This is a genomic window from Mycobacterium yunnanensis (assembly GCF_025823185.1).
Taxonomy (GTDB): Bacteria; Actinomycetota; Actinomycetes; order Mycobacteriales; family Mycobacteriaceae; genus Mycobacterium; species Mycobacterium yunnanensis.
Genome location: NZ_JACKVK010000013.1, coordinates 446250 through 472981, shown reverse-complemented (window position 1 = coordinate 472981; position 26732 = coordinate 446250). Strand labels below are relative to the sequence as shown.

At 66.0% G+C, this 26732-nt stretch carries 23 protein-coding genes and 1 tRNA gene; 14 read left to right on the top strand and 10 right to left on the bottom strand.

Annotated features, from left to right (window positions below):
- Nucleotides 1-66 precede the first annotated feature (66 nt).
- The 4 genes from H7K45_RS25895 to era are packed head-to-tail and all read left to right on the top strand — an operon-like array spanning nt 67 to nt 3840.
- Nucleotides 67-1110: a PhoH family protein gene (locus tag H7K45_RS25895; protein ID WP_263998940.1), complete on the top strand. Its 1044-nt coding sequence runs from the start codon at nt 67-69 to the stop codon at nt 1108-1110.
- Nucleotides 1107-1643, top strand: a complete 537-nt coding sequence (ybeY, locus tag H7K45_RS25890; protein ID WP_263998938.1) for an rRNA maturation RNase YbeY — start codon at nt 1107-1109, stop codon at nt 1641-1643. Before H7K45_RS25895 ends, ybeY begins: the two co-directional genes overlap by 4 nt.
- Complete coding sequence (locus H7K45_RS25885) at nt 1640-2923, top strand: hemolysin family protein (protein ID WP_263998937.1); 1284 nt, start codon at nt 1640-1642, stop codon at nt 2921-2923. Before ybeY ends, H7K45_RS25885 begins: the two co-directional genes overlap by 4 nt.
- Nucleotides 2920-3840, top strand: coding sequence for a GTPase Era (era, locus tag H7K45_RS25880; protein ID WP_263998936.1), 921 nt, complete (start codon nt 2920-2922; stop codon nt 3838-3840). Before H7K45_RS25885 ends, era begins: the two co-directional genes overlap by 4 nt.
- Nucleotides 3841-3902: 62 nt before the next feature.
- Here era and H7K45_RS25875 read toward each other — a convergent pair whose 3' ends face one another.
- Both H7K45_RS25875 and H7K45_RS25870 read right to left on the bottom strand, forming a co-directional pair.
- Complete coding sequence (locus H7K45_RS25875) at nt 3903-4595, bottom strand: hypothetical protein (RefSeq protein WP_263998935.1); 693 nt, start codon at nt 4593-4595, stop codon at nt 3903-3905.
- A 73-nt stretch (nt 4596-4668) separates the two neighbouring features.
- A complete protein-coding gene (locus H7K45_RS25870; protein WP_263998934.1) occupies nt 4669-6135 on the bottom strand; it encodes an amidase in 1467 nt (488 codons plus the stop codon).
- A gap of 77 nt (nt 6136-6212) precedes the next feature.
- Between H7K45_RS25870 and recO the strand changes: the two genes are divergently transcribed.
- From recO to H7K45_RS25850, 4 genes are read left to right on the top strand one after another with little or no spacing between them, the layout of a single operon-like run.
- Entirely contained in the window at nt 6213-7064 is an 852-nt protein-coding gene (recO, locus tag H7K45_RS25865; protein ID WP_263998933.1) for a DNA repair protein RecO, read from the top strand.
- Complete coding sequence (locus H7K45_RS25860; RefSeq protein WP_263998932.1) at nt 7003-7896, top strand: decaprenyl diphosphate synthase; 894 nt, start codon at nt 7003-7005, stop codon at nt 7894-7896. Before recO ends, H7K45_RS25860 begins: the two co-directional genes overlap by 62 nt.
- Nucleotides 7893-8285: a hypothetical protein gene (locus H7K45_RS25855; protein ID WP_263998931.1), complete on the top strand. Its 393-nt coding sequence runs from the start codon at nt 7893-7895 to the stop codon at nt 8283-8285. Before H7K45_RS25860 ends, H7K45_RS25855 begins: the two co-directional genes overlap by 4 nt.
- Nucleotides 8285-8683, top strand: a complete 399-nt coding sequence (locus tag H7K45_RS25850; protein WP_263999325.1) for an NUDIX hydrolase — start codon at nt 8285-8287, stop codon at nt 8681-8683. Before H7K45_RS25855 ends, H7K45_RS25850 begins: the two co-directional genes overlap by 1 nt.
- Here the strand turns inward: H7K45_RS25850 and H7K45_RS25845 are convergent.
- Together H7K45_RS25845 and H7K45_RS25840 are read right to left on the bottom strand one after the other, a co-directional pair.
- Nucleotides 8676-9077, bottom strand: a complete 402-nt coding sequence (locus tag H7K45_RS25845; RefSeq protein WP_263998930.1) for a Fur family transcriptional regulator — start codon at nt 9075-9077, stop codon at nt 8676-8678. The genes H7K45_RS25850 and H7K45_RS25845 overlap by 8 nt on opposite strands.
- A complete protein-coding gene (locus H7K45_RS25840) occupies nt 9074-9472 on the bottom strand; it encodes an ArsR/SmtB family transcription factor (RefSeq protein ID WP_263998929.1) in 399 nt (132 codons plus the stop codon). Before H7K45_RS25840 ends, H7K45_RS25845 begins: the two co-directional genes overlap by 4 nt.
- A 14-nt stretch (nt 9473-9486) precedes the next feature.
- Between H7K45_RS25840 and H7K45_RS25835 the strand changes: the two genes are divergently transcribed.
- The gene (locus H7K45_RS25835) at nt 9487-10926 is read left to right on the top strand and encodes a glycine--tRNA ligase (protein ID WP_263998928.1); all 1440 of its coding nucleotides are present in this window, start codon (nt 9487-9489) and stop codon (nt 10924-10926) included.
- Between the two features lie 351 nt (nt 10927-11277).
- Here H7K45_RS25835 and H7K45_RS25830 read toward each other — a convergent pair whose 3' ends face one another.
- Genes H7K45_RS25830 through H7K45_RS25815 form a run of 4 tightly spaced genes read right to left on the bottom strand, consistent with a single transcriptional unit; the run spans nt 11278 to nt 19795 of the window.
- A complete protein-coding gene (locus H7K45_RS25830) occupies nt 11278-16380 on the bottom strand; it encodes a hypothetical protein (protein ID WP_263998927.1) in 5103 nt (1700 codons plus the stop codon).
- Nucleotides 16370-17839, bottom strand: coding sequence for a hypothetical protein (locus H7K45_RS25825; protein WP_263998926.1), 1470 nt, complete (start codon nt 17837-17839; stop codon nt 16370-16372). Before H7K45_RS25825 ends, H7K45_RS25830 begins: the two co-directional genes overlap by 11 nt.
- Nucleotides 17832-18830, bottom strand: coding sequence for a caspase family protein (locus H7K45_RS25820; RefSeq protein ID WP_263998924.1), 999 nt, complete (start codon nt 18828-18830; stop codon nt 17832-17834). Before H7K45_RS25820 ends, H7K45_RS25825 begins: the two co-directional genes overlap by 8 nt.
- A complete protein-coding gene (locus tag H7K45_RS25815; protein ID WP_372512643.1) occupies nt 18830-19795 on the bottom strand; it encodes an alpha/beta fold hydrolase in 966 nt (321 codons plus the stop codon). The genes H7K45_RS25820 and H7K45_RS25815 overlap by 1 nt, the downstream gene beginning before the upstream one ends.
- 531 nt (nt 19796-20326) lie before the next feature.
- Between H7K45_RS25815 and H7K45_RS25810 the strand changes: the two genes are divergently transcribed.
- Nucleotides 20327-20512: a putative endonuclease domain-containing protein gene (locus H7K45_RS25810; RefSeq protein WP_263998923.1), complete on the top strand. Its 186-nt coding sequence runs from the start codon at nt 20327-20329 to the stop codon at nt 20510-20512.
- 75 nt (nt 20513-20587) lie between these two features.
- On the opposite strand, the gene H7K45_RS25805 is transcribed toward H7K45_RS25810, so the two are convergent.
- On the bottom strand, nt 20588-22609 hold the full coding sequence (locus H7K45_RS25805) for a TPM domain-containing protein (protein WP_263998921.1): 2022 nt from the start codon (nt 22607-22609) through the stop codon (nt 20588-20590).
- Between the two features lie 84 nt (nt 22610-22693).
- On the opposite strand from H7K45_RS25805, the gene H7K45_RS25800 reads away from it, so the two are divergent.
- From H7K45_RS25800 to H7K45_RS25790, 3 genes are read left to right on the top strand one after another with little or no spacing between them, the layout of a single operon-like run.
- Complete coding sequence (locus H7K45_RS25800; RefSeq protein ID WP_263999322.1) at nt 22694-23962, top strand: deoxyguanosinetriphosphate triphosphohydrolase; 1269 nt, start codon at nt 22694-22696, stop codon at nt 23960-23962.
- Nucleotides 23963-23966: 4 nt separating this feature from the next.
- A complete protein-coding gene (dnaG, locus tag H7K45_RS25795; protein WP_263998920.1) occupies nt 23967-25898 on the top strand; it encodes a DNA primase in 1932 nt (643 codons plus the stop codon).
- Between the two features lie 54 nt (nt 25899-25952).
- Nucleotides 25953-26240, top strand: a complete 288-nt coding sequence (locus H7K45_RS25790; protein WP_263998918.1) for a DUF7155 family protein — start codon at nt 25953-25955, stop codon at nt 26238-26240.
- On the opposite strand, the gene H7K45_RS25785 is transcribed toward H7K45_RS25790, so the two are convergent.
- Complete coding sequence (locus H7K45_RS25785; RefSeq protein WP_263998916.1) at nt 26237-26467, bottom strand: hypothetical protein; 231 nt, start codon at nt 26465-26467, stop codon at nt 26237-26239. The two genes, H7K45_RS25790 and H7K45_RS25785, sit on opposite strands and share 4 nt — an antisense overlap.
- Before the next feature lie 181 nt (nt 26468-26648).
- Here H7K45_RS25785 and H7K45_RS25780 point away from each other — a divergent pair.
- Nucleotides 26649-26721, top strand: a tRNA-Asn gene (locus H7K45_RS25780).
- Nucleotides 26722-26732 lie beyond the last annotated feature (11 nt).

Genomic DNA, 26732 nt, shown 5'->3' with positions numbered 1-26732 from the left:
ACCAGCGGTAAGCTGTCGGCAGTAGCAGCACATATCTGAGCACGGAAAGCAGGCACTGAACACCACGTGACGCCCCGCGAGACGACCGCCGCTCCCCACAGCACCGCCTCGGACAGCACCGTGCGTAGCAACATAAGTGTTCCGCCCGACCTGATGGTGGGTCTGCTGGGTTCGGCCGACGAGAACCTGCGCGCCCTGGAAGCCCTGCTGACCGCCGACGTCCACGTGCGCGGCAATGCCGTGACGCTGTCCGGCGAATCCGCCGACGTGGCGGTCGCCGAACGCGTGATGACCGAGCTGATCGCCGTGGTGTCGCGCGGGCAGACTCTCACCCCCGACGCCGTCCGGACGAGCGTCGGAATGGTCACCGGTACCGGCAACGAGTCACCCGCCGACGTCCTGACGCTGGACATCTTGTCGCGGCGGGGCAAGACGATCCGGCCCAAGACGCTCAACCAAAAGCGCTACGTCGACGCGATCGACGCCCACACCATCGTGTTCGGCATCGGTCCCGCGGGCACCGGCAAGACGTACCTGGCGATGGCCAAGGCGGTCAACGCCCTTCAGACCAAACAGGTGTCCCGCATCATCCTGACCCGGCCCGCGGTGGAAGCCGGTGAGCGCCTTGGCTTTCTGCCTGGCACGCTGAGCGAGAAGATCGACCCCTACCTGCGGCCGCTGTACGACGCGCTGCACGACATGATGGACGCGGAGCTGATCCCGAAGCTGATGAGCGCCGGCGTCATCGAGGTGGCGCCGCTGGCCTACATGCGCGGCCGGTCGCTCAACGACGCGTTCATCATCCTCGACGAGGCACAGAACACCACGCCCGAGCAGATGAAGATGTTCCTCACCCGCCTGGGCTTCGGCTCGAAGATCGTCGTCACCGGTGACTCCACCCAGGTCGACCTGCACGGCGCCAAGTCGGGTCTGAGCGCCGCGATGGAAATCCTCGACCGCATCGACGACATCCACTTCTCCGAGCTCACCAGCGCCGACGTGGTGCGGCACCGATTGGTCTCCGAGATCGTCGACGCCTACGCCAGGTCCGAGGCGCCCGCGCTGAACCGGGCCGAGCGCCGCTCGGGTACGGGGAGGCCGCGCCGATGAGCATCGAGGTGTCCAACGAATCGGGCGTCGACGTCGCCGAGAACGAATTGGTCAGCGTCGCACGGTTCGTCATCTCGAAGATGGACGTGAACCCCGGCGCAGAGCTGTCGATGGTGCTGCTCGACACCCCCGCCATGGCCGATCTGCACATGCGGTGGATGGACCTGCCGGGACCGACCGACGTCATGAGCTTCCCCATGGACGAGCTGGAACCAGGCGGTCGTCCCGACGCCCCGGAGCCCGGGCCGTCGATGCTGGGCGACATCGTGCTGTGTCCCGAGTTCGCGGCCAAACAGGCTGAGAAGGCCGGACATTCGCTCGGTCAAGAACTTGCCCTGCTCACCGTGCACGGCGTGCTGCACCTCTTGGGGTACGACCACGCCGAACCGGACGAGGAGAAGGAGATGTTCGCCCTTCAGCGCGAACTGCTCGAGGAATGGGTGGCCGACCAGGTCGCCGCCTACCACCAGGACCGCCAAAGCGAGAAGGATCGCAGACTGTTGGACAAGTCCCAGTTCTTCGACGAACCGTGACCGGACTAGCCTCTCTCGTCGGCGCTCTCGCGCTCATCGCACTCGGCGGCGTATTCGCCGCCGTGGACGCCGCCATCAGCACGGTGTCCATCGCGCGAATCGAGGAGATGGTCCGCGAGGAACGGCCCGGCGCCCCTCGGCTGGCCCGTCTGGTCGAGGACCGGCCCCGCTTCGTCAACCTCATCGTGCTGTTGCGCATCACCTGCGAGACTGCGGCGACCGTCCTGCTGGTCGCCTTCCTCTACGAGGATCTCGGGCTGACGTGGGGGCTGCTCGCGGCCGCCGCGATCATGGTGGTGGTCAGCTTCGTCGCCATCGGCGTGGGGCCACGCACGCTCGGACGGCAGCACGCCTACTCCATCGCGTTGGGCGCAGCCCTTCCGCTGCAGGCGATCTCGGTGCTGCTGACCCCCATCAGCCGACTGCTGGTGTTGATCGGCAACGCGCTGACGCCGGGTGTGGGTTTCCGCAACGGCCCGTTCGCCTCTGAGATCGAACTACGCGAGGTCGTCGACCTCGCCCAGCAGCGCGGCGTCGTCGCCGACGACGAGCGCCGCATGATCCAGTCGGTCTTCGAACTCGGCGACACCCTGGCCCGTGAGGTGATGGTGCCCCGCACCGAGATGGTGTGGATCGAAAGCGACAAGACGGCCGGGCAGGCCACGTCGTTGGCGGTGCGGAGCGGGCACTCGCGGCTGCCCGTGATCGGCGAGAACGTCGACGACGTCGTCGGCGTGGTGTTCCTCAAGGATCTCGTCGAGCAGACCTACTACAGCAACGGGGGCGTCGACACCCGCGTCGGCGAGGTCATGCGCCCGCCGGTGTTCGTTCCCGACTCCAAGCCCCTAGACGCCCTGCTGCGCGAGATGCAGAAGGACCGCAACCACATGGCGCTGCTGGTCGACGAGTACGGCGCCATCGCCGGGCTGGTCACGATCGAGGACGTGCTCGAGGAGATCGTCGGGGAGATCGCCGACGAATACGACACCGACGAGGTCGCGCCCGTCGAAGAGCTGGGCGACAAGCAGTTTCGCGTCAGCGCGCGGTTGCCGCTGGAGGATCTCGCCGAACTCTACGAGCTCGAACTCGACGACGATCTCGACGTCGACACGGTCGGCGGGTTGCTGGCCCACGAGTTGGGGCGGGTGCCGCTGCCTGGTGTCGAGGTGACCTGGGACGCGTTGCGCCTGCGCGCCGAGGGCGGCCGGGACCACCGCGGCCGGCTGCGCATCGGCACCGTCCTGGTCAAGCCCACCGAGCGGGAGGAAGACGACCAATGAGCGAATTCCGCTCCGGCTTCGTCTGTTTCGTCGGCCGACCCAACACCGGAAAGTCGACGCTGACCAACGCTCTGGTGGGTGCCAAGGTCGCGATCACCTCGAACCGCCCGCAGACCACGCGGCACACGATCCGCGGCATCGTGCACCGCCCGGAGTTCCAGATCATCCTCGTCGACACCCCGGGCCTGCACCGGCCGCGGACCCTGCTGGGGGAGCGGCTCAACGAACTGGTCAAGGCGACCTACTCCGAGGTCGACGTGATCGGGTTCTGCATCCCCGCCGACGAAGCCATCGGCCCGGGGGACCGCTGGATCTACGAACAGATTCGGGCCGTCGCGCCGCGGACCGCGTTGACCGTCGTGGTGACCAAGGTCGACAAGGTGTCCAAGGAGAAGGTCGCCGCGCAGCTGCTCGCCGTGGGTGAGCTGACCGGCGGCGCCGCCGAAATCGTGCCGGTGTCGGCGGTCTCGGGGGAACAGGTCGACGTCCTCACCGGGGTGCTCGCCGCGCAGCTGCCACCCGGCCCCGCGTTCTACCCCGACGGCGAGTTGACCGACGAGCCCGAGGAAGTCCTCATGGCCGAGCTCATTCGCGAGGCCGCGCTGGAGGGTGTTCGCGACGAGCTGCCCCACTCCCTGGCCGTCGTGATCGACGAGGTGGAGCAGCGCGAGGGGTACCGAGACAAAAACGGAGACCTCAGCTCGATGATTGATGTCCACGCGATCCTCTACGTGGAACGGGACTCCCAGAAGGGCATCGTCATCGGCAAGGGCGGGGCGCGATTGCGTGAGGTCGGGACGGCGGCCAGGCAGCAGATCGAAACGCTGCTCGGCACCAAGGTCTACTTGGATTTGCGGGTCAAGATCGCCAAGAACTGGCAGCGTGACCCGAAACAGCTTGGCCGGCTTGGCTTCTGAGCGCTTGCGCGAAGAACATCTAGCCTGAGCTGAGCGCTTGCGCGAAGAACATCTAGCCTGAGCTAGCCGGGCAGCGCGTAGATGCAGTGCGCGCTGCCGCCGATTGGTTGCTGGGCGACGACCTTGCCGTTCAACACGATTCGGCAACCTGGACCCGGGTTGTCGCGACCGGTGGCGACCACCTGCAACAGGTGCGTGTCGGGTCCGATGGTCATGGACCTGGAGAAGGGCAGTGGGGTGTGGTCGCCCACGAAGGTGCCGTCGGGATCGGTGACGATGTTGAACACCTCACCCGGCCCGGTGACTTCGAAGACCACCTTGCCACCGGCTTGCGCTGGCGCCGCGAACGTCGTCGGCAGGGGCACGTTGGTCTGCTTGCGGGACGCGGCCGCGGCGTTGTCGGCCAGGGTCGCGCTACGGACCGCCGGGGTGACGCAGATGGTGTCACCGTCGAACGCTTCGCGCCAGACGTAGCCCTGCGAACAGGATTCCGGCCCGGAACCTGCCTGTGGGTCCTTGTTCGCACCGGCGTTGGCATTCTGGGCGGCGATCGCGTCGCGGACGCCGGGCGTCACGCAGACGGTGTCACCTGGTCGCGCCTCGCGCCAGACGAATCCCTGCACGCAGGTGTCCGGGCCGTAGGGGAGCGGGTCGGCGACCGCAGGCGTCATGACGTTGAGGGTGACGGCCCCGGCGACGACGGTCGCCGACGCCGTCGCCGCGGCAACCAGGCAGGTGGAACGGGTGATCTTCATGGCGTCCTCCGATGTCGTCCGGTACGCGGCCCAGGCTAGGGGCGACGCGCGGCCGGACATATCGGGTGTTTCCCTATCCTCGGGCCGCCTCCGGCGTGCCCCACCAGACCGCGGGTTCGTCGGCGCGCCAGGCGCCGCTCGCCTCGAGCGCGGCCGCCAACGCCACCAGTAGCGGTTCGCTGCCGGCCGGACCCATCAGCTGAACACCGATCGGCAGTCCGTCGGAGGTGAACCCGGCCGGGACGTTGACCGACGGCCAGCCGAGCAGGTTCCACGGCCAGGTCACCGGGCAGGCGCGGATCATCGCGCGGTCGGTCGACAACCCGCCGCGCCGGTCGAAGTCGTGGACCCTCGGCGGTGGCAGCGCCGTCGTCGGGGCGAGCACGACGTCGGCGAGGTTGAAGATCCACCCGATTCGACGTCGGGACTCGGCCTCGCGTGCCCGGGCGTCGCGCAGGATCTTCTCCGACAGCAGCCGTCCCATCCGCAGGTTGGCGACCGTGCGCCGGTCGAACGTCACCCCGGGTCCAAGTCGTTCCGCCCACTCCAGCAGTCCCGAGGTCGACCGGGACAGGAAGTTCCAGGACGTGCGCAACCCGTAGTCGGGGTCGGCGGGACGAACGGTGTGGCCGAGGTGTTCGAGGTGTCCGGCCATCCTCTCCAGTGCGGCTCGAATCTCGGGGTGCAGAGTGGCGCGAAAGCCGGTGAAGGGAAACTTCGTTGACATTGCCACCGTGAGCGGGGCCGGGGGCTGGCTGACGTACTCGGCCGTGGTCACCGGCGGTGGCTGGTGGCGGTCGCCGGGGGAGTTGCCCGACGCGGCGTCGAGGACCAGTGCGGCGTCGGCGACCGTACGGGCCAGCACGCCGTTGACGGTGATCCCGTTGAACGCCTCGGGTAGCGGCCAGGTCGAGATCCGGCCGCGCTGCGGCTTGATGCCCACGAGATGCGTCCAGGCCGCCGGGATCCGAACGCTGCCCGCACCGTCGGATCCGATGGCGGCGGTGACCAGTCCGGCGGCCACCGCCGCGGCGCTGCCGCCCGACGACCCGCCCGGCGTGTGCGCGGCCGACCAGGGATTGCGGGTGTGCCCGAACGCCGGCCCGCTGGTGAACGGCCACTGTCCGAGCTCGCAGGTGTTGGTCTTGCCGACGATGACCGCACCCGCCGCGCGCAGTCGCCGGACCACCTCGGCGTCGGCCGTGGCCGGCGACACCTCACCGGAAGCGCCGAAGCGCGTGGGCACCCCGGCGACGTCGACGTCGTCCTTCACCGCGATGGGGATGCCCAACAGGGGGAGATATTGTCCTGCAGCGCGTTTGCGGTCCGCCGCTGCGGCGTCGGCGAGCGCCTGCTCGGTCATGACGACCCGGAAGGCGTTGAGCGTGGACTGGCTGGCTTCGATCGCCTCCAACGATCGGGTGGTGAGGTCGACGGAGGTGGTCTTGCCGCTGGCCAGCCGGTACTGCAGCTGGGTCAGGGTGGGGAGGTGCGCGCGGCGGGGCCGCGTGCTCGCCCCGGGGGTGGAGGTGGCTGACATTTGCAACGAGAATATCCGGACCGCTCACCCCGGCGTGGTCGGTGCGGGTGGTCGGACCTAGGTGGGACACTGTGTGCATGCGGTTGTACCGGGATCGAGCGGTCGTGCTGCGCCAGCACAAGCTCGGCGAGGCCGACCGGATCGTGACACTGCTCACCCTCGAGCACGGGTTGGTTCGTGCCGTGGCCAAGGGAGTGCGTCGAACCAGGAGCAAGTTCGGCGCCCGACTCGAGCCGTTCGCGCACATCCACGTCCAGCTCTATCCGGGCCGCAACCTCGACGTCGTCACCCAGGTGCAGGCCATCGACGCGTTTGCCGGAGACATCGTCAGCGAATACGGGCGGTACACCAGCGGGTGTGCGGTGCTCGAGACCGCCGAGCGGCTGGCCGGTGAGGAACGCGCCCCGTCGCCCGCTCTGCACCGGCTCACCGTCGCGGCGTTGCGGGCAGTCGCCGACGGCACCCGGCCGCGGGAACTCGTCTTGGACGCATATCTGTTGCGGGCCATGGGAATTGCGGGCTGGGCTCCGGCGCTCACCGAGTGCGCGCGCTGCGCGGCTCCCGGGCCGCACCGGGCCTTTCACGTCGCCGCGGGCGGCAGCGTGTGCATGCACTGTCGGCCGTCGGGTTCGATAACCCCGCCCCAGGGCGTGCTCGACCTGATGTCGGCTCTGCACGACGGGGACTGGGCTGCCGCGGAGGCGTCGACCGCGTCCTACCGCAGCCAGGCCAGCGGGCTGGTGGCCGCGCATCTGCAATGGCACCTCGAACGCCAATTGCGGACCTTGCCGCTGGTCGAGCGCGCCTATCGGGTCGACCGGACGGTCGCCGAACGACGACATGCACAGTTCGGGCAGGATGAAGCACATGGCTACGACACGGGGCAGGGGCAAGAAGGAGACGTTCCCGCAGTTGCCTCCGGCGCCTGAGGACTATCCGACCTTCCCGGACACGTCCACCTGGCCGGTGGTCTTCCCGGAACTCCCGCCGCACACCAACGGCAGGTTCTCCCGGCCGCCTCAGCACCCGTCGAAGGAATCGGCGCCGCTGATTCCCGCGGGGCAGGTACCCCAGCACGTCGCGGTGGTGATGGACGGCAACGGCCGATGGGCCACCCAGCGCGGGCTCGGGCGCACCGAGGGGCACAAGATGGGCGAGGCGGTGCTCATCGACATCACCTGCGGGGCGATCGAGATCGGCGTGAAGCACCTGACCGTCTACGCGTTCTCCACGGAGAACTGGAAGCGCAGCACCGAAGAGGTGCGATTCCTGATGGGCTTCAACCGCGAGGTGGTGCGCCGCCGCCGCGAGAACCTCAACGCGATGGGCGTGCGGATGCGGTGGGTCGGTTCGCGGCCGCGCATGTGGAGCAGCGTCATCAAGGAATTCGACATCGCCGAGAAGATGACCGTCGGCAACGACGTCATCACCATCAACTACTGCGTGAACTACGGCGGCCGCACCGAAATCGTCGAGGCCGCCCAGGAATTGGCGCAGTTGGCCGCCGACGGCAAGATCAAGCCCGGTCGCATCAACGAGTCGTCGTTCGCCAAGCACCTGCACCGCGACGACATTCCCGACGTCGACCTGTTCATCCGTACGTCCGGAGAGCAGCGGGCCAGCAACTTCTTGCTGTGGCAAGCCGCATACGCCGAGTTCGTGTTCCAGGACAAGCTGTGGCCCGACTACGACCGGCGGGACCTCTGGGCGGCGTGCGTGGAGTACGTCAACCGCAACAGACGGTTCGGTAGGGCCGAATGAGCCTGCTCGATCGGTTGGCCTCGGCGCTGGGGGAGGCGACCACGGTGGTCGCGGAGTCCGACGGCGCGCTGACCGTCACGGTGGACGGCATGGTGGCCTCGCTGCGCGTGGTGGTGATCGCCGAGGGGCTGGAGATGGTGTCGCTGACTTCTCCGCTGGCCTGGGATCTGCCGCTGTCGGCAGAGATTCGCGATCTGGTGGCCGAGCAGGCCGGCCAGGTGATGCTCGGGACGGTGACGCTGGTGGGCAAGGCGGCCGACGACGGCGTCGCAGACGTCATGCTGCGCTACAACTTCCCGGCCGCGGGCCTGTCCGAGGAATCGTTGCGCACGCTGATCTTGCTGGTGCTCACCACCGGCGCCGAGGTTCGGCGCACCCTCATCCGGTGATGGTCATCCGGATCGTCGCGGGTGTCGTCCTCGACGACCGCGGGCACGTGCTGGTGGTCCGCAAGCGGGGGACGTCGGCGTTCATGCAACCAGGCGGCAAGATCGAGCCGGGGGAGCGACCGCTGGAGGCGCTGGCCCGGGAGGTCGGGGAGGAACTGGGAACCGGGGTCGACGAGGCGTCGGCGCGGCCGCTGGGCCGGTTCACCGCGGCGGCGGCCAACGAACCCGGACACGTCGTCGACGCCGATCTGTTCGCCGTCGACCTCGTGGGCGTGCCCCGGGCATCGGCCGAAATCGACGAGATGCGGTGGGTCGACCCACGCTCACCCGAGGGCGTGCCTTTGGCGCCGCTGACGGCGCAGACGGTGCTGACGCTGGTGCTCGACGGGCTCAGCTGACGTCGGCGGCGCAGTCGGCGCACACCCCGAAGATCTCGATGGTGTGGCTGACGTCGGAGAAGCCATGTCGGGCAGCCACTTCCGCGGCCCAGGCCTCGGCGGCGGCACCCTCCACCTCGACGGTGGAACCGCAGGTGCGACACACCAGGTGATGGTGGTGGTGTTCCGAGCACCGGCGATAGACCGACTCGCCGGTATCGGTGCGCAACGTGTCGAGCAGCCCCGCCGAGGCCATCGACTGCAGCGTGCGGTAGACGGTGGTCAGGCCGATGCCCTCGCCCTGGCGGCGCAGCTCGTCGTGCAGTTCCTGGGCGGAGCGGAATTCCTCGACGTTCTCCAGCAGCGCCGAGATGGCGGCGCGTTGGCGCGTGGAACGCACGGCGGTGGTGCTCATCGGTCCTCGCCTCCCTCGTGGTGGTGGGCGTATTCACCTGCATGTGCCACCGCGGCCAGCACGATGTCGCTGAGGTGGTGGTCGACGAGGCGGTAGCGGACCTCGCGTCCGGAGCGTTCCCCGGCGACCACCCCGGCAGACTTCAGAATGCGTAGATGCTGGCTGACCAGAGGCTGAGCCACGGCGAGCACGTCGACCAGTTCGTGCACGCACCGCGACGATTCCCGCAGTTGGAGCACGATGGCGATCCGGACGGGCGCGGCCAGGGCGCGCAACAGATCCCCAGAGTGGTCCAGCACCGCGCGCGGCGGCACGTCGAGAGCAGGTGCGGCGCCAAGCTGGTGGTCGGCGTGCTCTGAGGCCGGCGGCGCAGTCGACTTGGAAACCGTTTTCATCAAGGCCAGAATACATGCGTCGACGCGCATGTCAATCGAGCCCGCACCGCCCGCTACGCTGTTCACCCGTGGCCTCCATCATCGACACCGTTGCCAATCTCGCGAAGCGCCGTGGCCTCGTCTACCAAGCGGGCGAGATCTACGGCGGCACCAAGTCGGCGTGGGACTACGGGCCCTTGGGCGTGGAGCTCAAGGAGAACATCAAGCGGCAGTGGTGGCGGTCGGTCGTCACCGGCCGCGAGGACGTCGTCGGACTGGACAGCTCGATCATCCTGCCGCGGGAGGTCTGGGTGGCCTCCGGCCACGTCGCGACGTTCAACGACCCATTGATCGAATGCCTCAACTGCCACAAGCGGCACCGGCAGGATCACCTCCAAGAGGCCTACGCCCAGAAGAAGGGGCTGGCCAGTCCGGACGACGCGCCGATGTCGGAGATCGTCTGCCCGGACTGCGGCACCAAGGGGCAGTGGACCGAGCCGCGCGACTTCAACATGATGCTGAAGACCTACCTCGGACCGATCGAGAGCGACGAGGGCATCCACTACCTGCGCCCCGAAACGGCGCAGGGCATCTTCGTCAACTTCGCCAACGTGGTGACGACGTCGCGACGCAAGCCCCCGTTCGGCATCGGCCAGATCGGCAAGAGCTTCCGCAACGAGATCACCCCGGGCAACTTCATCTTCCGCACCCGTGAGTTCGAGCAGATGGAGATGGAGTTCTTCGTCGAACCGTCGACGGCGCCCGAATGGCACCAGTACTGGATCGACGCGCGGCTGCAGTGGTATGTCGACCTGGGCATCGACCCGGACAACCTACGGCTCTACGAGACACCGAAGGACAAGCTCGCGCACTACTCCGACCGCACGGTCGACATCGAGTACAAGTTCGGTTTCCAAGGCAATCCGTGGGGTGAGCTCGAGGGCGTCGCCAACCGCACCGACCACGATTTGTCCAATCACTCGAAGGCTTCCGGCACCGACCTGTCGTTCTACGACCAGACCACCGAGACGCGCTACACGCCGTACGTCATCGAGCCGGCGGCCGGGCTGACACGGTCGTTGATGGCCTTCCTGATCGACGCTTACCACGAGGATGAGGCGCCAAATGCGAAGGGCGGCACCGACAAGCGCACGGTGCTGAAGCTCGATCCGCGTCTGGCGCCGGTCAAGGCCGCGGTGTTGCCGCTGTCGCGCAACGCCGATTTGTCCCCCAAGGCCAAGGATCTCGCCGCCGAACTCCGCACGTCGTGGAACATCGAGTTCGACGACGCCGGTGCGATCGGCCGGCGGTACCGCCGTCAGGACGAGATCGGCACGCCGTTCTGCGTCACGTTGGACTTCGACTCGCTCGAGGACCACGCCGTGACGATCCGCGAGCGCGACGCGATGACGCAGGAGCGCGTCGCGATCGACGCGGTGTCGGACTACCTCGCGGTGCGACTCAAGGGCGCCTAACCAGTAGCGTCGCCACGATGGCGTGTCCGAGACGCCTTCCGACTGACCGCCATCGACGACGATCTGCTGGTTGGGCATGGCACCGGCACCGCGGAGGCCAGCAACTCGATCACCGAGCCGACCCCGTCTGGCGTCGACAATTCCGCTGCCGCTGTCGCCGCCATCGATGCGGCGTAGGCGCCGTAGCCTGCCCGTCACGCTCGTGTGCCTCGGTGCGGTGACCTTTCATTCCCGAGACGTCGCCGGGTTTTGGCTAAGGCAACGGCATTGATACCGAAGACGGCGTCGACCTACATGCACTTAATCCGCCTGGCGCCACCCGCTCGGTGCCGCACACCGAGGCGCCACCGATCATGAGCCCGTGTATCGTCGTCTCCGTTGTTCCAATAGGTGCGAGAGCTCGACAGGATGCAAAGTGCTTGTGCTGAGAATCGACCGCGCAGCACGCTCAACTGATTCGATGTTCTCTTCGACGAATTCATCGAGCACATGGTCTCTCCGCGCCGCGTCCAGGATCTCGACCAGCCATTCAGAGTTAGAAGCAAAGGCCCGCTCGAAATCAAATTCAACCTCCACGAGCTGATCCGTGACTCCAAGTGTCGATCCCAGCAGTAGGCATGCGGCGCCGGTCCATGACGAGAACGGGGCCAGCAATGTTGACAGTCGGACAACCCGCTCAACGGCATCGTTCCGTGACACTGCCCCCGTGGCGACTTCAGCCCAGAGCCGTGCGATCGGATTCTCTGCGACCCTTGGCTCAGACAGTTCGATGGTCGGCACGGCGCAGCCGGATTTCCGAAGTTGCCACGCCAACCACCCAATGCCGAGCAGGTACTCGTTGGGTTGGGTGAGCCGGCCGCGAGTCACAAGCGCGATTGGACCCCGGTCGATGTAGGAATCTGCCATCAGCCGCCCCTTCGAGGCGTCGAGGTGTCGCATGACGGAGACGAGTCGGCCGGCTTGCCACGGCGAAAGGCGCGGCGGGTCTTGCTCGCATAACATCACAGCGATATCCGTCGCGATGTCGTCGCGCCCGGCCTGGTCGAGGGCAATTAGTAGCGGGGCGATGGCCGGCGCGTCGCGGGCCCAGCCATTCCGCAGTCTTCGCACCAGCCCTGGCCCGTCCAGGTGAGTGGCGAATTCGGCGGCTAAGCGTGGCTTCAGGGCCTGCAAACCGAAAAGCAGCTTGTGTACCGACCACGGGCTGCGCATCATCGAAATCACCGATGCACCTGGGGGACTGGTCCAGGCATTTCGGAGTAAGTCTTCGTCTTTGCGGGTCAAATGCATGCCCACCACCGCCAGGTTCCGAAGAGTTTCTCCTTGCTCGACAGGATGATCCGAGTCGACCAACCACCACCGACGGTTGGTCCATACGGGTTGCTTATTGAGGCGATCCACGACTGCCGCACTAAGCCTTGGATTCGCCTTCGATACGCTGGCGAGCAACTGCAAGCCGTAGGCGTGCGACGCCGAGCGGTCGTTAATCATTCGGACTATTGCATGCGCGGCCTGGGTTCCGTCGCGGGCCGCATGCAAATTATTCAGAGCGGCCTCAGCCAGCACCGGATCGATCTTGCGAAAGATGTCGATGGCCTGGCTCAGTTCCTCGGCCCGCTTCGCTTGACCGAGCCGCGACCCCCATTCGCGCCCATTTGGGGCCACTCTGCGCAGAAGCTTCGGCCCGGGAGTCGCGTGGCCGCCGTAGCCGAGTGTCGCTGTGCACGCTTGGACGGCCTCGAGAAGGTCGACCACTGACCATGAGCGAGAAGTGCCCGCACCTAGCCGCACCTTTGCGAAATCTTTCGAGAAACTCACGCATAGTTCGGGAGCGACAGCAGTCGCGAGCCTTTGATAGGCGGCCATCGCGTTGGGTTCGTTGACAGCACGCATGCGCGTGGAAAGCTCCCGCTCATCTATGTCTCCCGCGCGAATTCGCCCCGACATCATCTCGACAAACGTTTCTCCAAGATTGTCGTCCTCGCACAGCAACCATGCCAGCCGGGCTATGCCAGCGTCCGCGAAGTTGGACTTGAACTGCTCGACAATCTTGTCCAGGAGTGGACCCGCGATGCGGACGAGATGGAAGTTGTCCAGGTCGGCCAATGCGAGTGCCCTCAGCACATTCTCGACGACCGACGTTCGAGGTTCAGTGTGAAGTGTGTCCCATAGAGGCGCCAGCCGATTGGCAAGGGCGACGGAGAAGCGGTCACCACCGGCGTTGAACTCGATGTCGAGATTCGCGCAGGCCTGCAACAGGATGCCAGCGGACCGGTGATCACCGGTTGCCAGTGCCGTCACGAATCGGTTCAGCACCTCGATCTTTGGCGCTCCCGTGGCGTCGTAGTGAAGCGCAATCGCAAGTCTGGGGCTCAGTTTATTCAGTGTGTGGATGAGGTGGCCCATCGCGATCGGCGGCGTTGCCGGGACGATGCCCTCGATGGCCGAACCTATGTCAGCACGTCGTACGTCACGCATGCGGCTTGGCGCGTGTTTGCGGAGCAGCATGAGTCCGCTGGCGAGCCGCATCGCGTGCGTGCGGGGAATGCGATGCGCCAGTTGCAGTTCCACCTCTTTCGGCGTGATTTCACCTTCACCAATGGCGGTGGTCAGTGCCAAATGAGCCAGGAAGTCGTATGCATCACCTCCGGAGGGTGCCGTCTTGACAAGGGTTCGGAATGACTTGCTGGAGACGACCACGCTCTCCAACGGGTCATCCCCAGGGCCGCGCCTACGGTCCATCCGCCGCGTGAGTTCAATGATCGATAATGCGGCGAAGCGGTCGTCTCCGCTATCGCCGCGGGATTCACGAAGAGACACCCGGCACAGATGAGTGATGATCTTCTTCGTCAGATCCCACCTGCCGGTCCGATCGAGCGCCCGGATCAGCCCCATCGCATGCGAAGGCGATGCACCGTGAGCAACCGTCGAGATATCGTCCTCCAAACGACGAAAAGCTCGCTGCCAGTGTGCATCTGGTTCGTCTACATCGTGAACGACGAAGTTGTCGTTCTTGTCCAAGAGCTGAACGACTGAAGTCGCACCTGCGACGGTGAGACCGCGCCACCCATATCCGTTCAGTCGTGTAAATATTTGCAAGGCAAGCCTGCCGCGATCAACCTGATGTAGGGGAGCGGACATCAGGCTCAGAGCGCGCGCGAGTTTTTGCGTAGCCACATCACCCGCGCACATAACCTGAAGCAACCGTTCGCGATTGGTTCGCACGAGCTTGTCCAGGATCTCGGCATCGTTGATAAGCGCAGTGCCTCGCAACATAGTCAGAATGGACTCGACGTCTTCCTCCCGCAGTAGTCGCGCAAGTGGTCCGTTGAGCGCCTCGAAAACCTGGTCGGCCCAGCTACGCCGCTCATTGAGCAAGCTCGCCATCGCGGCCGGACTTGGGAGCAACCATCGACTTTCTGCGACCTCGCGAGCGCCGAGCCGACGCAACTGATTCTCGGTAAGCGGGAGGAGATCAATGGTGGGAGCTGCGACGCCGATCGCCGAGTATGCCGCAAGTGCTTTGGCTGCCTGCATCGCGGCATCATCAAGACCGTCGCCGCGCATCTCGAGGAACGCCGCCTTTAAGGAATCGGGGTCGCCAAAAGGCCCACTCTGACAAACGAAGTCAAGCAAACGAATCATCCACCAGAGGTCACCTGCACACGCTCTCGCGAGGATCCCGGCATATCCCTTGGCTTTGGAGAACCTGATGGGGAACTCTTCGATTAGTCGATCGACCAGACCCTCCATTGTCTTGTAGTCGTAGCGAAACCGCAGCACCTGGATGCTCTGCTGGTTCAGACGCTTCGTGCTAGCCCGTTTGGTTGTATTCAGTACAAGAACCGAACACCCCAATTCTGCTACGCCCACTATCGATTCCGCGAGGTCGGCGTCTTCTTCAGAAGCGTCGATTCCCTCCGCGATCAGCAGCCACGGTTGATTCGGTTCGATTGGTAGAACGGTTAATACGAGACCCATGATGCGCAGCAGTGCGGATTTCTCTGGCAGAGTGCCGTCCTCGAAACGAACCAGTCGTACGGCGTGTCCGCGCTCTGACATTGCATTGGCTACCGATCGTGCTGTCCACGACTTACCGACGCCCGGCGGGCCACCGAGAATCATGGGCATGCTGGGGTAGCTGGTGAGGAAGTCCATCACCTCGTCGTGATAAGCGCTACGCACCCCGATGCGCACTCCGTCATCGTCGATCAGCGCAAATGGATCTGGGTCGTACCCATCGGAGACGGTCACTCCGATGGACTCGAGTTGTCCTCGAGCTCCGGTGACCTCGACGGCGAGCCAATCCTCTCGCCAGAGCGCAGCAGCTGCGCCGCGCAAGGTCGTCGCGGCTATTTGCCAGAAGCCGACCTCCCCGGCCGGAATGCTTGTCCTTGCGGCCAGCCGCTGTCGAAATCCGTCGGCGCGGACGGCTGCCAGTTTCAACCTCGTAGAATTCGCATCCATCTCTTCGATTCGACCCTCGCGCGATAGGGCTCCCGTGACAGCGCAGTCAAGTGGTGGCAGACCCAGTGCTCTTTCCAAGACGTAGAGCGCGATGGGCAGACCCACGGATCGCTGGTCGAGGTCCGGAAGAGCTGCCGTTCCAACGATTCGATACTCAAGTCGCGACACGAGGTCAACCCTGGAGGTTTCGACGCCAAGGTTTCGCAGTAGCATCAGCGCCGCGTAGTGGCCCTCGGTGATTGCATCTCGAAACACCTTGTGCAGTTTCGGTTGATCGACATCGTCGTGGATACATTCGCTTCGGACGCCCGACGCTTGCCCAAGCGTGACGGACAGGCCGGTGACTAGACCGTATCTCCCGTCGAACAAGGTCGGCACGTCGACGCGGAACAGACGCGAGGCAAGCTCGCGTTCATAGACTGTCAGCTCGCCGCTGTGGCTGAGGACGTCTTTGAGTTCGGAGCGGACGTCGCCGCGAAGTGCGCCTGTAGACGCCGTCAGTTCAGCACCTCGGTGGACTAAAGCCCTGGCCAGATTGTCGTAATCGTCAGGTCCCAACCGCGCGGCGTTTTCCAACAGCGTCGTCGAAGAAGTCTGCGACAACGCTTCGACTAGGGCAATCGCTAGCTCGAGATCGTCCTCGCCGAGGATCGGCGCGCCGCCGTCGCCCTCGGCCGCCCAGAGCGCATCCGACCCCACTCCCGTCGCCAAGTCGAGGGGTCCGTGCCCGCCCGACGCGTCGTTGGGAATGAGCCAGTTCGGTATTCCATAGCCGACTGCCCTAGCGACCTCTGCATCGTCAGAGCGGACCATTTCGCCTGCCTGCACCATCACCTTTAGCCCTTCGGCAACGGCAGCGGCAGTTTTCCCAGACACGGAGCTGAATTGCAATCGCTCGCTCTCGAACTCGGAGGCAGCCAGATGCCATCGGATGAGGGCTTCCAGCAAGTGATCTCGTGGCGTCATGGCACTGAACTCATTGTTCATCGACGTGTAGTGCCTGTTCCAAGTGGCGAATGACATCGGAGCCGACCGGAATCAAGAGCTTCAGCGCCGCATTCGGATCGGTCGGGACGATTTGACCCGTGGGAAGATATTGCAAACGCGCACCACCGCTCCGCTGATAGATGGTGAGGGCATCGCTCTGCCGGACTCGCACCTGCGCGACCACTGTCAGGGCGGTGGCGAGGCGATCCAAAACCGTGTAGTCGAGGTGCCGTCCCAACGGGATTCGCGGAAGCGGGTAATCGGCCGCGAGGTAACCGCCACGGTCGTCCTCTGCACCTGTGCGGATAATCCTAATGTTGGGAGGATCAAGCGGCGTTGGCGGTGGGGTCCAATCATCGTCATTCTGTGTGGCTTGGCCTAGCAGGTCTGCCGGGAGAACGTCTCGATCGGAGGAATCTAGCCGCCACCGGGTCCACATGCTGCCTGAGACCGGCTGCCAGGTAGCGTCGTTCGTCGCAGAAGTGCGCGCTGCAAACGACTGCCAAAGCATCGTCGTGGAAGGCGACAAGAGCGGCGGCACATCGGGCGCGGAGTCCACATCGTCGGGTACGTTAGGTGGGCCGACCGAAGAGCGACGCAACAGCGTGGCGTCCGCAGGTGCCCAGGCCGCAACTTCGTCCACGATCGCCGCAATCGCGGCAGCTCGCTGTTCGCCCTCGCCGAGCATCCGATAGCCCATTGCGAGGCGCGCCACCGGGTCGAGTCCGGTTAGTCCATCCAAATTTTCGGGAGACGACCAGCCGCCAGATAGTGCATCGACTATTAGTTCACTGCGCGCGTACAGGTTTCGGCTTTCCAGCGAGAAGCCGGTTCCCAGCGGAACGCAGGTCACCGAGGCTCGCGCGACGTCCGGTCGATCGTCATCCCAGGGTACGAATACGTGACTTTCCATCTTTGAGGGCGTCGCGATGGCCTGTGCACGCAGGCCACGCCCGGCGGCGTGGTACGCGAGCATGTACGTGCCTGCAGCCACATCGATACAAAAGCCGGCATACCCGCTAGATCTATCTAGTTCACCATCTTGGTGGAGGCGTACTATCAGCTCACCTTCCAACGTCAGTAGCCACACCTTGGGTGCGCGCAACCTAGCGGTTCCGTCGCGGCTGCGGGCGAAGAAAAAGAGCCGACTGTCAACTGCGCGAGTCAGCGCGCGGTGTGATATTTCCGTTGCTGCGTCTGCCTGCGCACCGGGCGTGGTCGGTGCGATCGTCTCGATACTTGATACCGTCGGGCCGATCGTGACCTCGAGTCCTGGCCACACTGCGATCGTTGAGCGCTCTACGTGTCCCGGATGTCGGACTTCCACGCCATAGATTCCGGCCGGCAGACTTTTCCTTGCGGCGCCAGAGAGAATCAAGGGTTTCGGCAATGTGGGACCTGACATCCGAACCTCTGCTGGCGTTTCGGGCGAGACGACCGCGACAAGACCATCAGGCATTTGCCGACACCGTAACTGACAGGCGATCGATACCACCGTCGACGTCGACTATCGTCCTCCTGCGCGAGGGTAGGGCCAGCACCATGTACTGCCCCGGGGCGAGTCCCACGGTGGTGGCAGGCGCCATCAGCTCGGCAACGAGTTCGTAGGCAGCGGTAAAGACGAGTAGCGTCTTCTCCTCAGGGGCGAGCTCAAATGTGACTGACCGTTCGACGGGCGCACTTACCGTGACAATCACGAGATCATTTGCTGGACCGGAGAACTCGCGCTGCGGCTCTTGATGTAGGTCGTGTTCCGCCGCCAATGCTGGGACCTTGCGCTGGAGGTAGCGTGCCAGCGAATCGGTGGTAACGACCCAGTCACCCGATTGCCGCACTGCGGCTGCCCCCTCTAAACCAGAGATCAGAGCACGACTGAACAATCCGCGCATCGTAGTGAAAACCGGTGCCCGCTCGTAAGCCGACTTCTGGAACTCAGAAGCGTAAAACGTGTACTGCTTGACCGCGAGGCTTTGAGGGGTGATTGGTGTCCATGGCGGCTTCGTGCCTTTGGCGACCCAGTCATATTTTCGGCAACAGTCGAAGAAGAAGAGTTGCTCGGAAAACGGTGCGACAGAAGCCAGCCCGTCGCGATACTCGCGGGTGTTGAGACCGTGGTTGAGCTTGTCACCAGCCGCGTTCGCCGCGAGGAGCACGAGGTGTGAATAGCTCGCGGCTATACCGTGTCCGGCGAAGTAAACATAGAGCCTACGGGACGCTCCACGGTCGCGAGCGCGGTCGACGATTTGCTCGAAAGCGTCCGCGAGCTTAGCCGCTACCGGCTTGCCCTCGTCGTCAGCGGCGGCAACGAATTCGATGTTCTCAGGCGGGACGCCAGCGCCATCCACCAGCCACGAACGAAATGCGCTTGCGTCGTGCTGGGGACCATCCAGACGGGCCAGATCGACGTAATGGGACACTCCGAGCACGACCCCAAAGTCATTGGCGGGCATCAGGGGATGAGCGCAGCGAGTTGCGCGTAGACATCTTCACACCGCCAGTACTCGCTATGGGAGTCCGGAAACGGAGCCCTGGTATTCACCAATACGTCATGGACGTTCGTGAAGCACGATTCGGCATAGAAACTCAGCAGGTCGTTGGGATCGTACATGTTTATCCACGTGTCGACTGGAAGAGGCGGGATCAACTTGCCAGTATGAGCATCTCGTGGCGCCATGTCGAAGAAGCCCCATTCGGCGAACAACCCGACCTGGCTGCCGACCGTGGCGAGGTTGGACACCGGGTGCCGACTGAAGCAATAGTCGAGTCCGATCACGCCGCCAAGGCTGTGTCCGACAAGGCAAACGTTGCCGTGCCGAGCAGCGTCCTTCACGGCCGCGTCTACACGATCGAGAATTTGTTCCCGGTGCTGGGTGTACACAATTATGTCGCCTACGGCGAATGCCATTGTCTGCATCACGCGCTTGCGAACCCCAAGTCGCATCGCAGCGGTCATTGCTCTTTTGCCTGCCCGACCGATGCTGCGACTCCCGCCAAGGCGTCTGTCGAGGACGTCGCCCACCCTGGCGAATGTGTCCTGCCAGCGGAAGTCGCTATCGAATGGAGCCCCGAGTGCCGCACGCCGTTTGGACAGGGCGGACGTGATCGCCCACTGGAGTGTCTCGAGTAGGTCCTCCACGTCCGGTTGCGTTTGTGTGTTTGAGGCATCTGCGATTGCCTGGGTCACGGCGTCACGAAACCACGTCAGAGGTATCGGATCAGGCCCGTCCACGAACGTCGCCGACATCTTGTGAAGGTCGATGACCATGTCGTCCAGGGCGGCGCTCAACCGGGCGGCACGTCGCTCTGTTTCAGGGTTCGCGACAAGCGCCGCACGAGCAGCCATCGCTCGAGACGCCCGATCGTGAGCGTCGTCGGCTGCGCCATCGGCTCTGACGTCCAGCAGCATCGCGGCCACGTCGTCTCCTGTCGCGACGCCGCCGCGACCACCGTCCGAGAATCCAGGGATGGACGTTCCATCGAACTGGAGTCTCGACGCGAGATCGGACCAGTAGCAACCATGCACAGCAATCGTGTGCCGGTGTTGGCGGACGCCTCGGCTTACGAGGCCGACCAGCTCCTGATGTCGCTGGTGCCGCACGGTGATCCCTGGGATGAATACGATTGCCAACCGAGCCCCAATCTAGACAGCGTGTTAGCGCAATTACTAGCAGTTTCGGCGAACAGAACTAGGAAGAATCGCCGAGTCATCGCGGAAAAGGCAGTTTTTGGCAACAGCCTCGGGCCCTTGCCGCGGTGGATGCCACGCGACGAAGCCAGCGGTGAACTCAATCCGCTCGCCGGTCCGCAGGCCGAGTCACCGATGGAGAGCGAGGCGAGGCTGATGAGGTCGCTCGTGGCGTGCCAACGCCCCTATTGCAATTCGACACCACCGACCTGAACGGTTGCCTGTGGATTAGTCGATTTCGTCTGACCGGCAAGCAGCTTAATGGTCGAGTACGACGGATTCACCTTTCACGGCGACCCGGACCGCTCAGACGCGACCGACAGAAGCGCGACCCTCCACGAACTTGACTGGAACGTGATGTCGATCGCCTCCGACGACGTGCGGCGGCGGCCCGTGGAGACCGTGCGCCGCATCGACCTGGAGTGGCAGCTCGTTTGGGCGGCGTGAGGGTGCACAGAATGCCAAGAACTCGGGCGTGTCGCCGTACCAACACGCACGCTCGCGGGGGGAGGGGGTAACGGGTTAGAACCGTCCGCCGCCGCCACCCCAGTCGCCGCCGGAACCGCCGAACGACCCTGGGCTCCAGTCCCCACCGCCGCCTCCGCCCATGCCGCCGCGCATCGCGCCGGAGAGGATGTTGCCGATCAGGATGCCGCCGAGGACGGCACCCATGTTGCCGCCGCCTCCGCCGCCGAACCCACCGCCGCCGTACCGGCCGGTGTACTGACGCTGTGCGGCACTGACGTCGGCGTGGGCCATCGACTGGGCCTGCACCGCCAACGTCGCCGCGCCGTTGGCGCGCTGGATGCCCTCGGCCGGGTTGGTCGCCCGCACCGCGTTCGCGGCCTCCAACTGCCGCACGGCTTCGGCCAAACGGGTGCGGGCCTCGGGGCCGACGCTGCCGCGGCGCGTGTCGACGAAGTCCGACACCGACCGCACCTGCGCCTGTGCGTTGAGCAAGGCCTGGTCACACGCGCGGTTCAACCGGGCGGCGGCCTCGACCTCGTCGCTGATCGCCGCGAGCAGCTGATCCAGCGTCGCGTCGGCCTGCGTCAACTGGGTGAAGGCGCCCAGCGGGTCGGCGGTCCCGGCGCTCTGGGCGTGGGCGACGGCCGCGACGGCGGCGTCGCGGGCCGCGCTGAGTTCGGCGGCGCGCGGGACGTCGCCCCTGGCCAGCTGGGCGGTCGCGGCGGTGATCCCGTTGCCGATGTCGGCGATCGACGCGGGCAGTGCGGCCACCGCACGGTTGATGTCGGTGGACGCGCTGTCGACCGCGTCGAGGAGGGTCCGGGCCTGGCCCAGTCCGGACTCCGCCGCGCGGACGGCGTCAACCAGCCCGCCCTGGCTGCCCGCAGGCTTGGCGACGAGGGCCCGGGCCTGGCCGATGTTCTGGTCGGCGAAGGCCAACCGCTGGCGGGCGTGTTCGACGTTGTCGGCGACCGACGCCAGCGCGGTCTCGGAGAACTGTGAGTGCAGCGCGGCGAGGGTCCGCTCGGCGGGTTCGGTCCGCGCGGTCAGGTCGACCATCTGCTGGGTAAGGGTGTCGAGGCGGTCCGGTGCGTTGACGACGAGGTCGCGCAGCTTGCCGAAGGCCTCGCGTTGCGCCTCGAGCTCGTCGTCGGCTCTGGCGGCGGCGACGATGACGCGGGTGAGCAGATCGCGACGCTGCTGCGGCGTCTCGGGGATGGTGTCGTCGAGGATCTGCCGAGCGTTGAAGGCCTGTGTCAGTGCGGTTTTGGCACCGTCGACTGCCTTGGTGAACGGCGCGGTGTCCCGCTCGCCGAACTCCTCCACGGCCAAGGTCAGTTCGTTGTCACTGGTGCGCACGGCGTTGTCGACCTCCACCACGATCGACTTGGACAGGTCGTCGAGGGCGTCCAGCGACAGCGAGGACAGTGCCCGGGGGTCGGCTGGGTCGACCCGCTTGGCGGCTTCGAACTCGGCTTCGCGACGCCGCCGCCGGCGACGGCGCTGCCAGACCAGCAGCGCGAGAACCGCCAGCAGGATCACCGCGAGGACGGCGGCGATGGCCACCCACGACACGCTCGACGACGCCGTGCCCGCGCCCTTCAATCCGGTGGCCGCCGCGGTGGCGGCGCCGGCCCAGTCGCCCTGGCGCAGGGCCGGTTCCACCGCGTTGCGCCGAAGATCGGCCTGCTCGGAATTGCCCATGATGCCCTTGCCTGCCAGTAGCGCGTAGTCGCGGTCCTGGGTGGCCACGGCCAGCAGGGCGTCCTGGTCGCGCTGGAAGTCGTTGATCTCCATCGTCCTTTGCGCCCACGCCACCCCGCTCTGACCGGAGAAGGTCGGGACGAAGACGACCCAGAGGCGCACCCGGCGAGCGTCGTACAGATCGTCGACGGCGCCCGTCACGGTGGCCAGCGCCGCGGAGTCCAGCACGCCGGCCTGATCGGTGATGTAGTTGGTCAGCCGGAGCGGCGGTGACGCGCTGGCCGTGGGGAGGGTGGGCGACAGCAGGGCGCCCACGGTCAGCACTGCGAGGAGCATGCCGAGAACGCGGGCTGCCCTTGGATTCCTGCTCATGACCGCCAATCTAGTGCGCCACGGCCGACGGGCGGCCGAGACCGCCACACCGCCCTGGCAGACTGTCCATCGGTGACGCACTATCTGGACGGCGACGAGGATCGGTACTCGGCCTTCGACCGGGAACGCCCGGTGGTCGAGTCGCCGAAGGGTGCTGCCCTTCCCGGAACCGACGGCGAGCGCCGCACCGACTTCGCCCGCGACCGGGCCAGGGTGCTGCACAGTGCGGCCTTTCGGCGGCTGGCCGACAAGACGCAAGTGGTCGGCCCAAGGGAAGGCGACACCCCGCGCACCCGGCTGACCCATTCCCTGGAGGTGGCGCAGATCGGCCGCGGGATGGCCGTCGGCTTGGGGTGCGATCCCGATCTGGTCGACCTGGCCGGGCTGGCTCACGACATCGGACATCCGCCGTACGGCCACAACGGAGAACGCGCGCTCGACGAGATCGCCAAGCCGTTCGGCGGTTTCGAGGGCAACGCGCAGAACTTCCGCATCCTGTCGCGGCTGGAGCCCAAAGTGCTTGACGCCGAGGGTCGTTCGGTGGGGCTGAATCTCACCAGGGCGTCTCAGGACGCGGTGACGAAGTACCCCTGGCCGCGGGGCGACCGCAGGAAGTTCGGCTTCTACGACGACGACATGCCGTGGGCCGACTGGATGCGCGAGGGTGCCCCGCAGCGCCGGCCGTGCCTGGAAGCGCAGGTGATGGACTGGGCCGACGACGTCGCCTACTCCGTTCACGACGTCGAGGACGGGGTGATCTCCGGGCGCATCGACCTGCGCGTGCTCGCCGACACCGATGCGGCCACCTCGCTGGCCCGGTTGGGCGCCGCGTCCTTCGACGCGGTCCGCTCGGAGGATCTGCTGGCCGCCGCGCAGCGCTTGTCCCAGATCCCGGTGGTGGCCGCGGTCGGCAAGTACGACGGTTCCGTCGCGGCGTCGGTGGCTCTCAAGCGGTTGACCAGCGAGCTGGTCGGCCGGTTCGCCACCGCGGCGATCTCGGCGACCCGGGAGGTCGCGGGCCACGGTCGGCTGGCGCGCTTCGACACCAACCTCGCGGTGCCCGCCCTGGTGCGCTCCGAGGTCGCGGTGCTCAAGATGCTGGCCCTGCAGTTCATCATGTCCGACCATCAGCACCTGCAGGTTCAGGCCGATCAGCGCACCCTCGTCCACGAGGTGGCCTTGGCGTTGTGGGCGCAGGCCCCGAGCAGCCTGGACCCGCAGTTCGCCCCCGAGTTCGCCGCGGCCGCCGACGACGGAGCACGGCTGCGGGTGGTGATCGACCAGATCGCCTCCTACACCGAGGGCCGGCTGGAACGCGTGCACCGGGCGCGCTCGCCGCGGCCCCTAGACTGAGCGGGTGGCTGCTGGCAGGAGCGAAGGGACGCGGGGCGGGCGGATTCCCGACCGCGACATCGCGGCCATTCGCGAAGGCACCCGCATCGAAGACCTCGTCGGCGACTACGTGCAGTTGCGCCGCGCGGGTGCGGACTCGATGAAGGGGCTCTGCCCATTCCACGACGAGAAGTCACCGTCGTTCCACGTCCGCCCCAACCACGGCCACTTCCATTGCTTTGGCTGCGGCGAGGGCGGTGACGTCTACGCATTCCTGCAGAAGATCGAACACGTCAGCTTCGTCGAGGCCGTCGAGATGCTGGCCGACCGCATCAACTACACCGTCACCTACACCGGCGGTTCGACGACGAACGTGCAGAGGGACAAGGGCAGCCGCAGCAGGCTCATCGCCGCCAACGCCGCCGCCCAGGCGTTCTACGCCGAGGCGCTGCAGTCCGACGAGGCCGCACCGGCGCGTCAGTACCTCGTCGAGCGCAACTTCGACGCCGCGTCGGCCGCGCACTTCGGCTGCGGTTTCGCGCCGTCGGGCTGGGACAGCCTGACGAAGCACTTGATACGCAAGGGTTTCGAGTTCAAGGAGCTGGAGGCGGCCGGGTTGTCGATGGAGGGTCGCCGCGGCCCCCGCGACCGTTTCCACCGGCGCCTACTGTGGCCGATCCGGGCCAGCAGCAACGAGGTCATCGGCTTCGGTGCGCGCCGGATCTTCGACGACGACACGATGACCGCCAAGTATCTGAACACCCCGGAAACGGTGCTCTACAAGAAGTCCAACGTCCTCTTCGGGCTGGATCTGGCCAAGCGTGACATCGCCAAGGGACACCAGGCCGTGGTGGTGGAGGGCTACACCGACGTGATGGCCATGCACATGGCGGGGGTGACGACGGCGGTCGCCTCGTGCGGCACGGCCTTCGGCGAGGAGCACCTGTCGATGCTTCGCCGACTCATGATGGACGACAACTTCTTTCGCGGTGAGCTGATCTACGTCTTCGACGGTGACGCGGCGGGCCGCGCGGCGGCGGTCAAGGCGTTCGAGGGTGAGCAGAACCTCTCGGGTCAGTCGTTCGTGGCAGTGGCCGACGAGGGCATGGACCCGTGCGACCTTCGGTTGAAGGCCGGGGACGCAGCCCTGCGCGACTTGGTGGCCCGTCGAACGCCCTTGTTCGAGTTCGTGATTCGCACCGCTCTGGCCGATCACGACCTGGACAGTGCGGAGGGCCGGGTGTCGGCGCTACGACGCTGCGTGCCGATGGCGGCCAGGATCAAGGACCCGACACTGCGCGACGAGTACGCGCGCCAGCTCGCCGGCTGGGTGGGGTGGGACGACGTCGCCCAGGTCATCGGCCGGGTGCGCGAAACCGCCAAGGCAGGTGGCAACCCGCAGCGGCGCGACACCCGCCGCAACGCCGCCGCCGCGCCGGCGGAGGCCGCCGCCGTTCCCCGGCCCGATCCCAAGGATCCGACGCTGTGGCCGCAACGCGATTCGCTCAAGGCGGCGCTGCAATACCCGGCCATCGCGGGACCGGTCTTCGACACCCTGACCGTGGAGAGCTTCACCCATCCCGCCTACGCGGCGGTGCGCTCGGCGATCGCGGCGGCCGGTGGCATGTCGGCCGGTGGCACGGGCGGGCAGTGGATCGACGCGGTCCGCGAGCAGGCGACCTCCCCACAGGTGGCGAACCTGATCAACGAGCTGGGGGTCGAGGCGTTCCGGGTCGAAGACGACGACCGGCTGGCCCGCTACATCGGCGGGGTCTTGGCTCGCCTACAGGAAGTGTGGGTCGGCAGGCAGATCGCCGAGATGAAGTCCAAGCTACAGCGCATGTCCCCGGTGGACAACGACGAGGAATACAACGCTCTGTTCGGCGACCTGGTGGCGATGGAGACCTACCGGCGCAGTCTGCTGGAGCGGGCCAGCGGCGACGACCTTACTGCGTGATCGTGCTCACCGCGCTATGGTGAGCTCGCCGTCATTTCCAACGAAGGGCACGTCATGACCGTCAGCGCACGCCGAATTGCCACCGCAGGAGCCTTGGCGATCTCCGCCGTCGCCGCTCCGCTCGCGATCGCGTTCGCCAGCGGCGCAGGTCAGGCCGTTGCCGCACCGTGCCTGGCGACGGTCACCACCAACGGCTCCGATCCGGTGTGCGTGGGCTACTCGAATGGCAATCCGACGAACATCGGCACACCTAACTTCGGCACCTTCGGGCCCAACAGCGGCTTTGGTGTCTCCACCGGCAACCTGGCGCCGGGCCAGACCTGGCGTCAGCCGCTCTCCTAGCGCTTCTTCTCGGGCTGCCAGACGGCGGTGTCGGCGTCGATCGGCGTCAGAGTGCCGTCTGGTGACACCCGGTCGGCGATCTTGCGCCGCCCCGCATCCAGCACGGCCTTGGTGGCCGGGCTTCCGGTGACCGCGCGGAACGTCGTCGCGATCTGTTCGTAGCGGCGGCGGCCCGCCTTTGCCCCAAGGACATATCCAACGGCCATGACGGCGGCGACGCGGATCACGGGGTACCTCTCTCGCGGCAGTGCATTGCGTCCATCCTGCCTCGTGCGAGCCAGTGGTGACGGAACGGAGGCGCTCCGCCCCCACTCAGCCCCCGCTCACCTGCCCGATATCGGACTTCCGGCATCCATGCGCTAGAGTCAACGCTCGGTCATCGGGCGCGTCCCGCAGACCGAGTGCTATTCCCCTGTAGCTCAATTGGCAGAGCAGCCGACTGTTAATCGGCAGGTTCGTGGTTCGAGTCCACGCGGGGGAGCTTCAACCGGC

What these genes read in the sequence shown, in the direction of transcription:
- ybeY (WP_263998938.1), top strand. Translation starts at nt 1,107, where the DNA reads ATGAGCATCGAGGTGTCCAACGAATCGGGCGTCGACGTCGCCGAGAAC.
- era (WP_263998936.1), top strand. Translation starts at nt 2,920, where the DNA reads ATGAGCGAATTCCGCTCCGGCTTCGTCTGTTTCGTCGGCCGACCCAAC.
- H7K45_RS25875 (WP_263998935.1), bottom strand. Translation starts at nt 4,595, where the DNA reads ATGAAGATCACCCGTTCCACCTGCCTGGTTGCCGCGGCGACGGCGTCG.
- H7K45_RS25870 (WP_263998934.1), bottom strand. Translation starts at nt 6,135, where the DNA reads ATGTCAGCCACCTCCACCCCCGGGGCGAGCACGCGGCCCCGCCGCGCG.
- recO (WP_263998933.1), top strand. Translation starts at nt 6,213, where the DNA reads ATGCGGTTGTACCGGGATCGAGCGGTCGTGCTGCGCCAGCACAAGCTC.
- H7K45_RS25860 (WP_263998932.1), top strand. Translation starts at nt 7,003, where the DNA reads ATGGCTACGACACGGGGCAGGGGCAAGAAGGAGACGTTCCCGCAGTTG.
- H7K45_RS25855 (WP_263998931.1), top strand. Translation starts at nt 7,893, where the DNA reads ATGAGCCTGCTCGATCGGTTGGCCTCGGCGCTGGGGGAGGCGACCACG.
- H7K45_RS25850 (WP_263999325.1), top strand. Translation starts at nt 8,285, where the DNA reads ATGGTCATCCGGATCGTCGCGGGTGTCGTCCTCGACGACCGCGGGCAC.
- H7K45_RS25845 (WP_263998930.1), bottom strand. Translation starts at nt 9,077, where the DNA reads ATGAGCACCACCGCCGTGCGTTCCACGCGCCAACGCGCCGCCATCTCG.
- H7K45_RS25840 (WP_263998929.1), bottom strand. Translation starts at nt 9,472, where the DNA reads ATGAAAACGGTTTCCAAGTCGACTGCGCCGCCGGCCTCAGAGCACGCC.
- H7K45_RS25835 (WP_263998928.1), top strand. Translation starts at nt 9,487, where the DNA reads ATGCGTCGACGCGCATGTCAATCGAGCCCGCACCGCCCGCTACGCTGT.
- H7K45_RS25830 (WP_263998927.1), bottom strand. Translation starts at nt 16,380, where the DNA reads ATGAACAATGAGTTCAGTGCCATGACGCCACGAGATCACTTGCTGGAA.
- H7K45_RS25825 (WP_263998926.1), bottom strand. Translation starts at nt 17,839, where the DNA reads ATGCCTGATGGTCTTGTCGCGGTCGTCTCGCCCGAAACGCCAGCAGAG.
- H7K45_RS25820 (WP_263998924.1), bottom strand. Translation starts at nt 18,830, where the DNA reads ATGCCCGCCAATGACTTTGGGGTCGTGCTCGGAGTGTCCCATTACGTC.
- H7K45_RS25810 (WP_263998923.1), top strand. Translation starts at nt 20,327, where the DNA reads ATGGTCGAGTACGACGGATTCACCTTTCACGGCGACCCGGACCGCTCA.
- H7K45_RS25805 (WP_263998921.1), bottom strand. Translation starts at nt 22,609, where the DNA reads ATGAGCAGGAATCCAAGGGCAGCCCGCGTTCTCGGCATGCTCCTCGCA.
- H7K45_RS25790 (WP_263998918.1), top strand. Translation starts at nt 25,953, where the DNA reads ATGACCGTCAGCGCACGCCGAATTGCCACCGCAGGAGCCTTGGCGATC.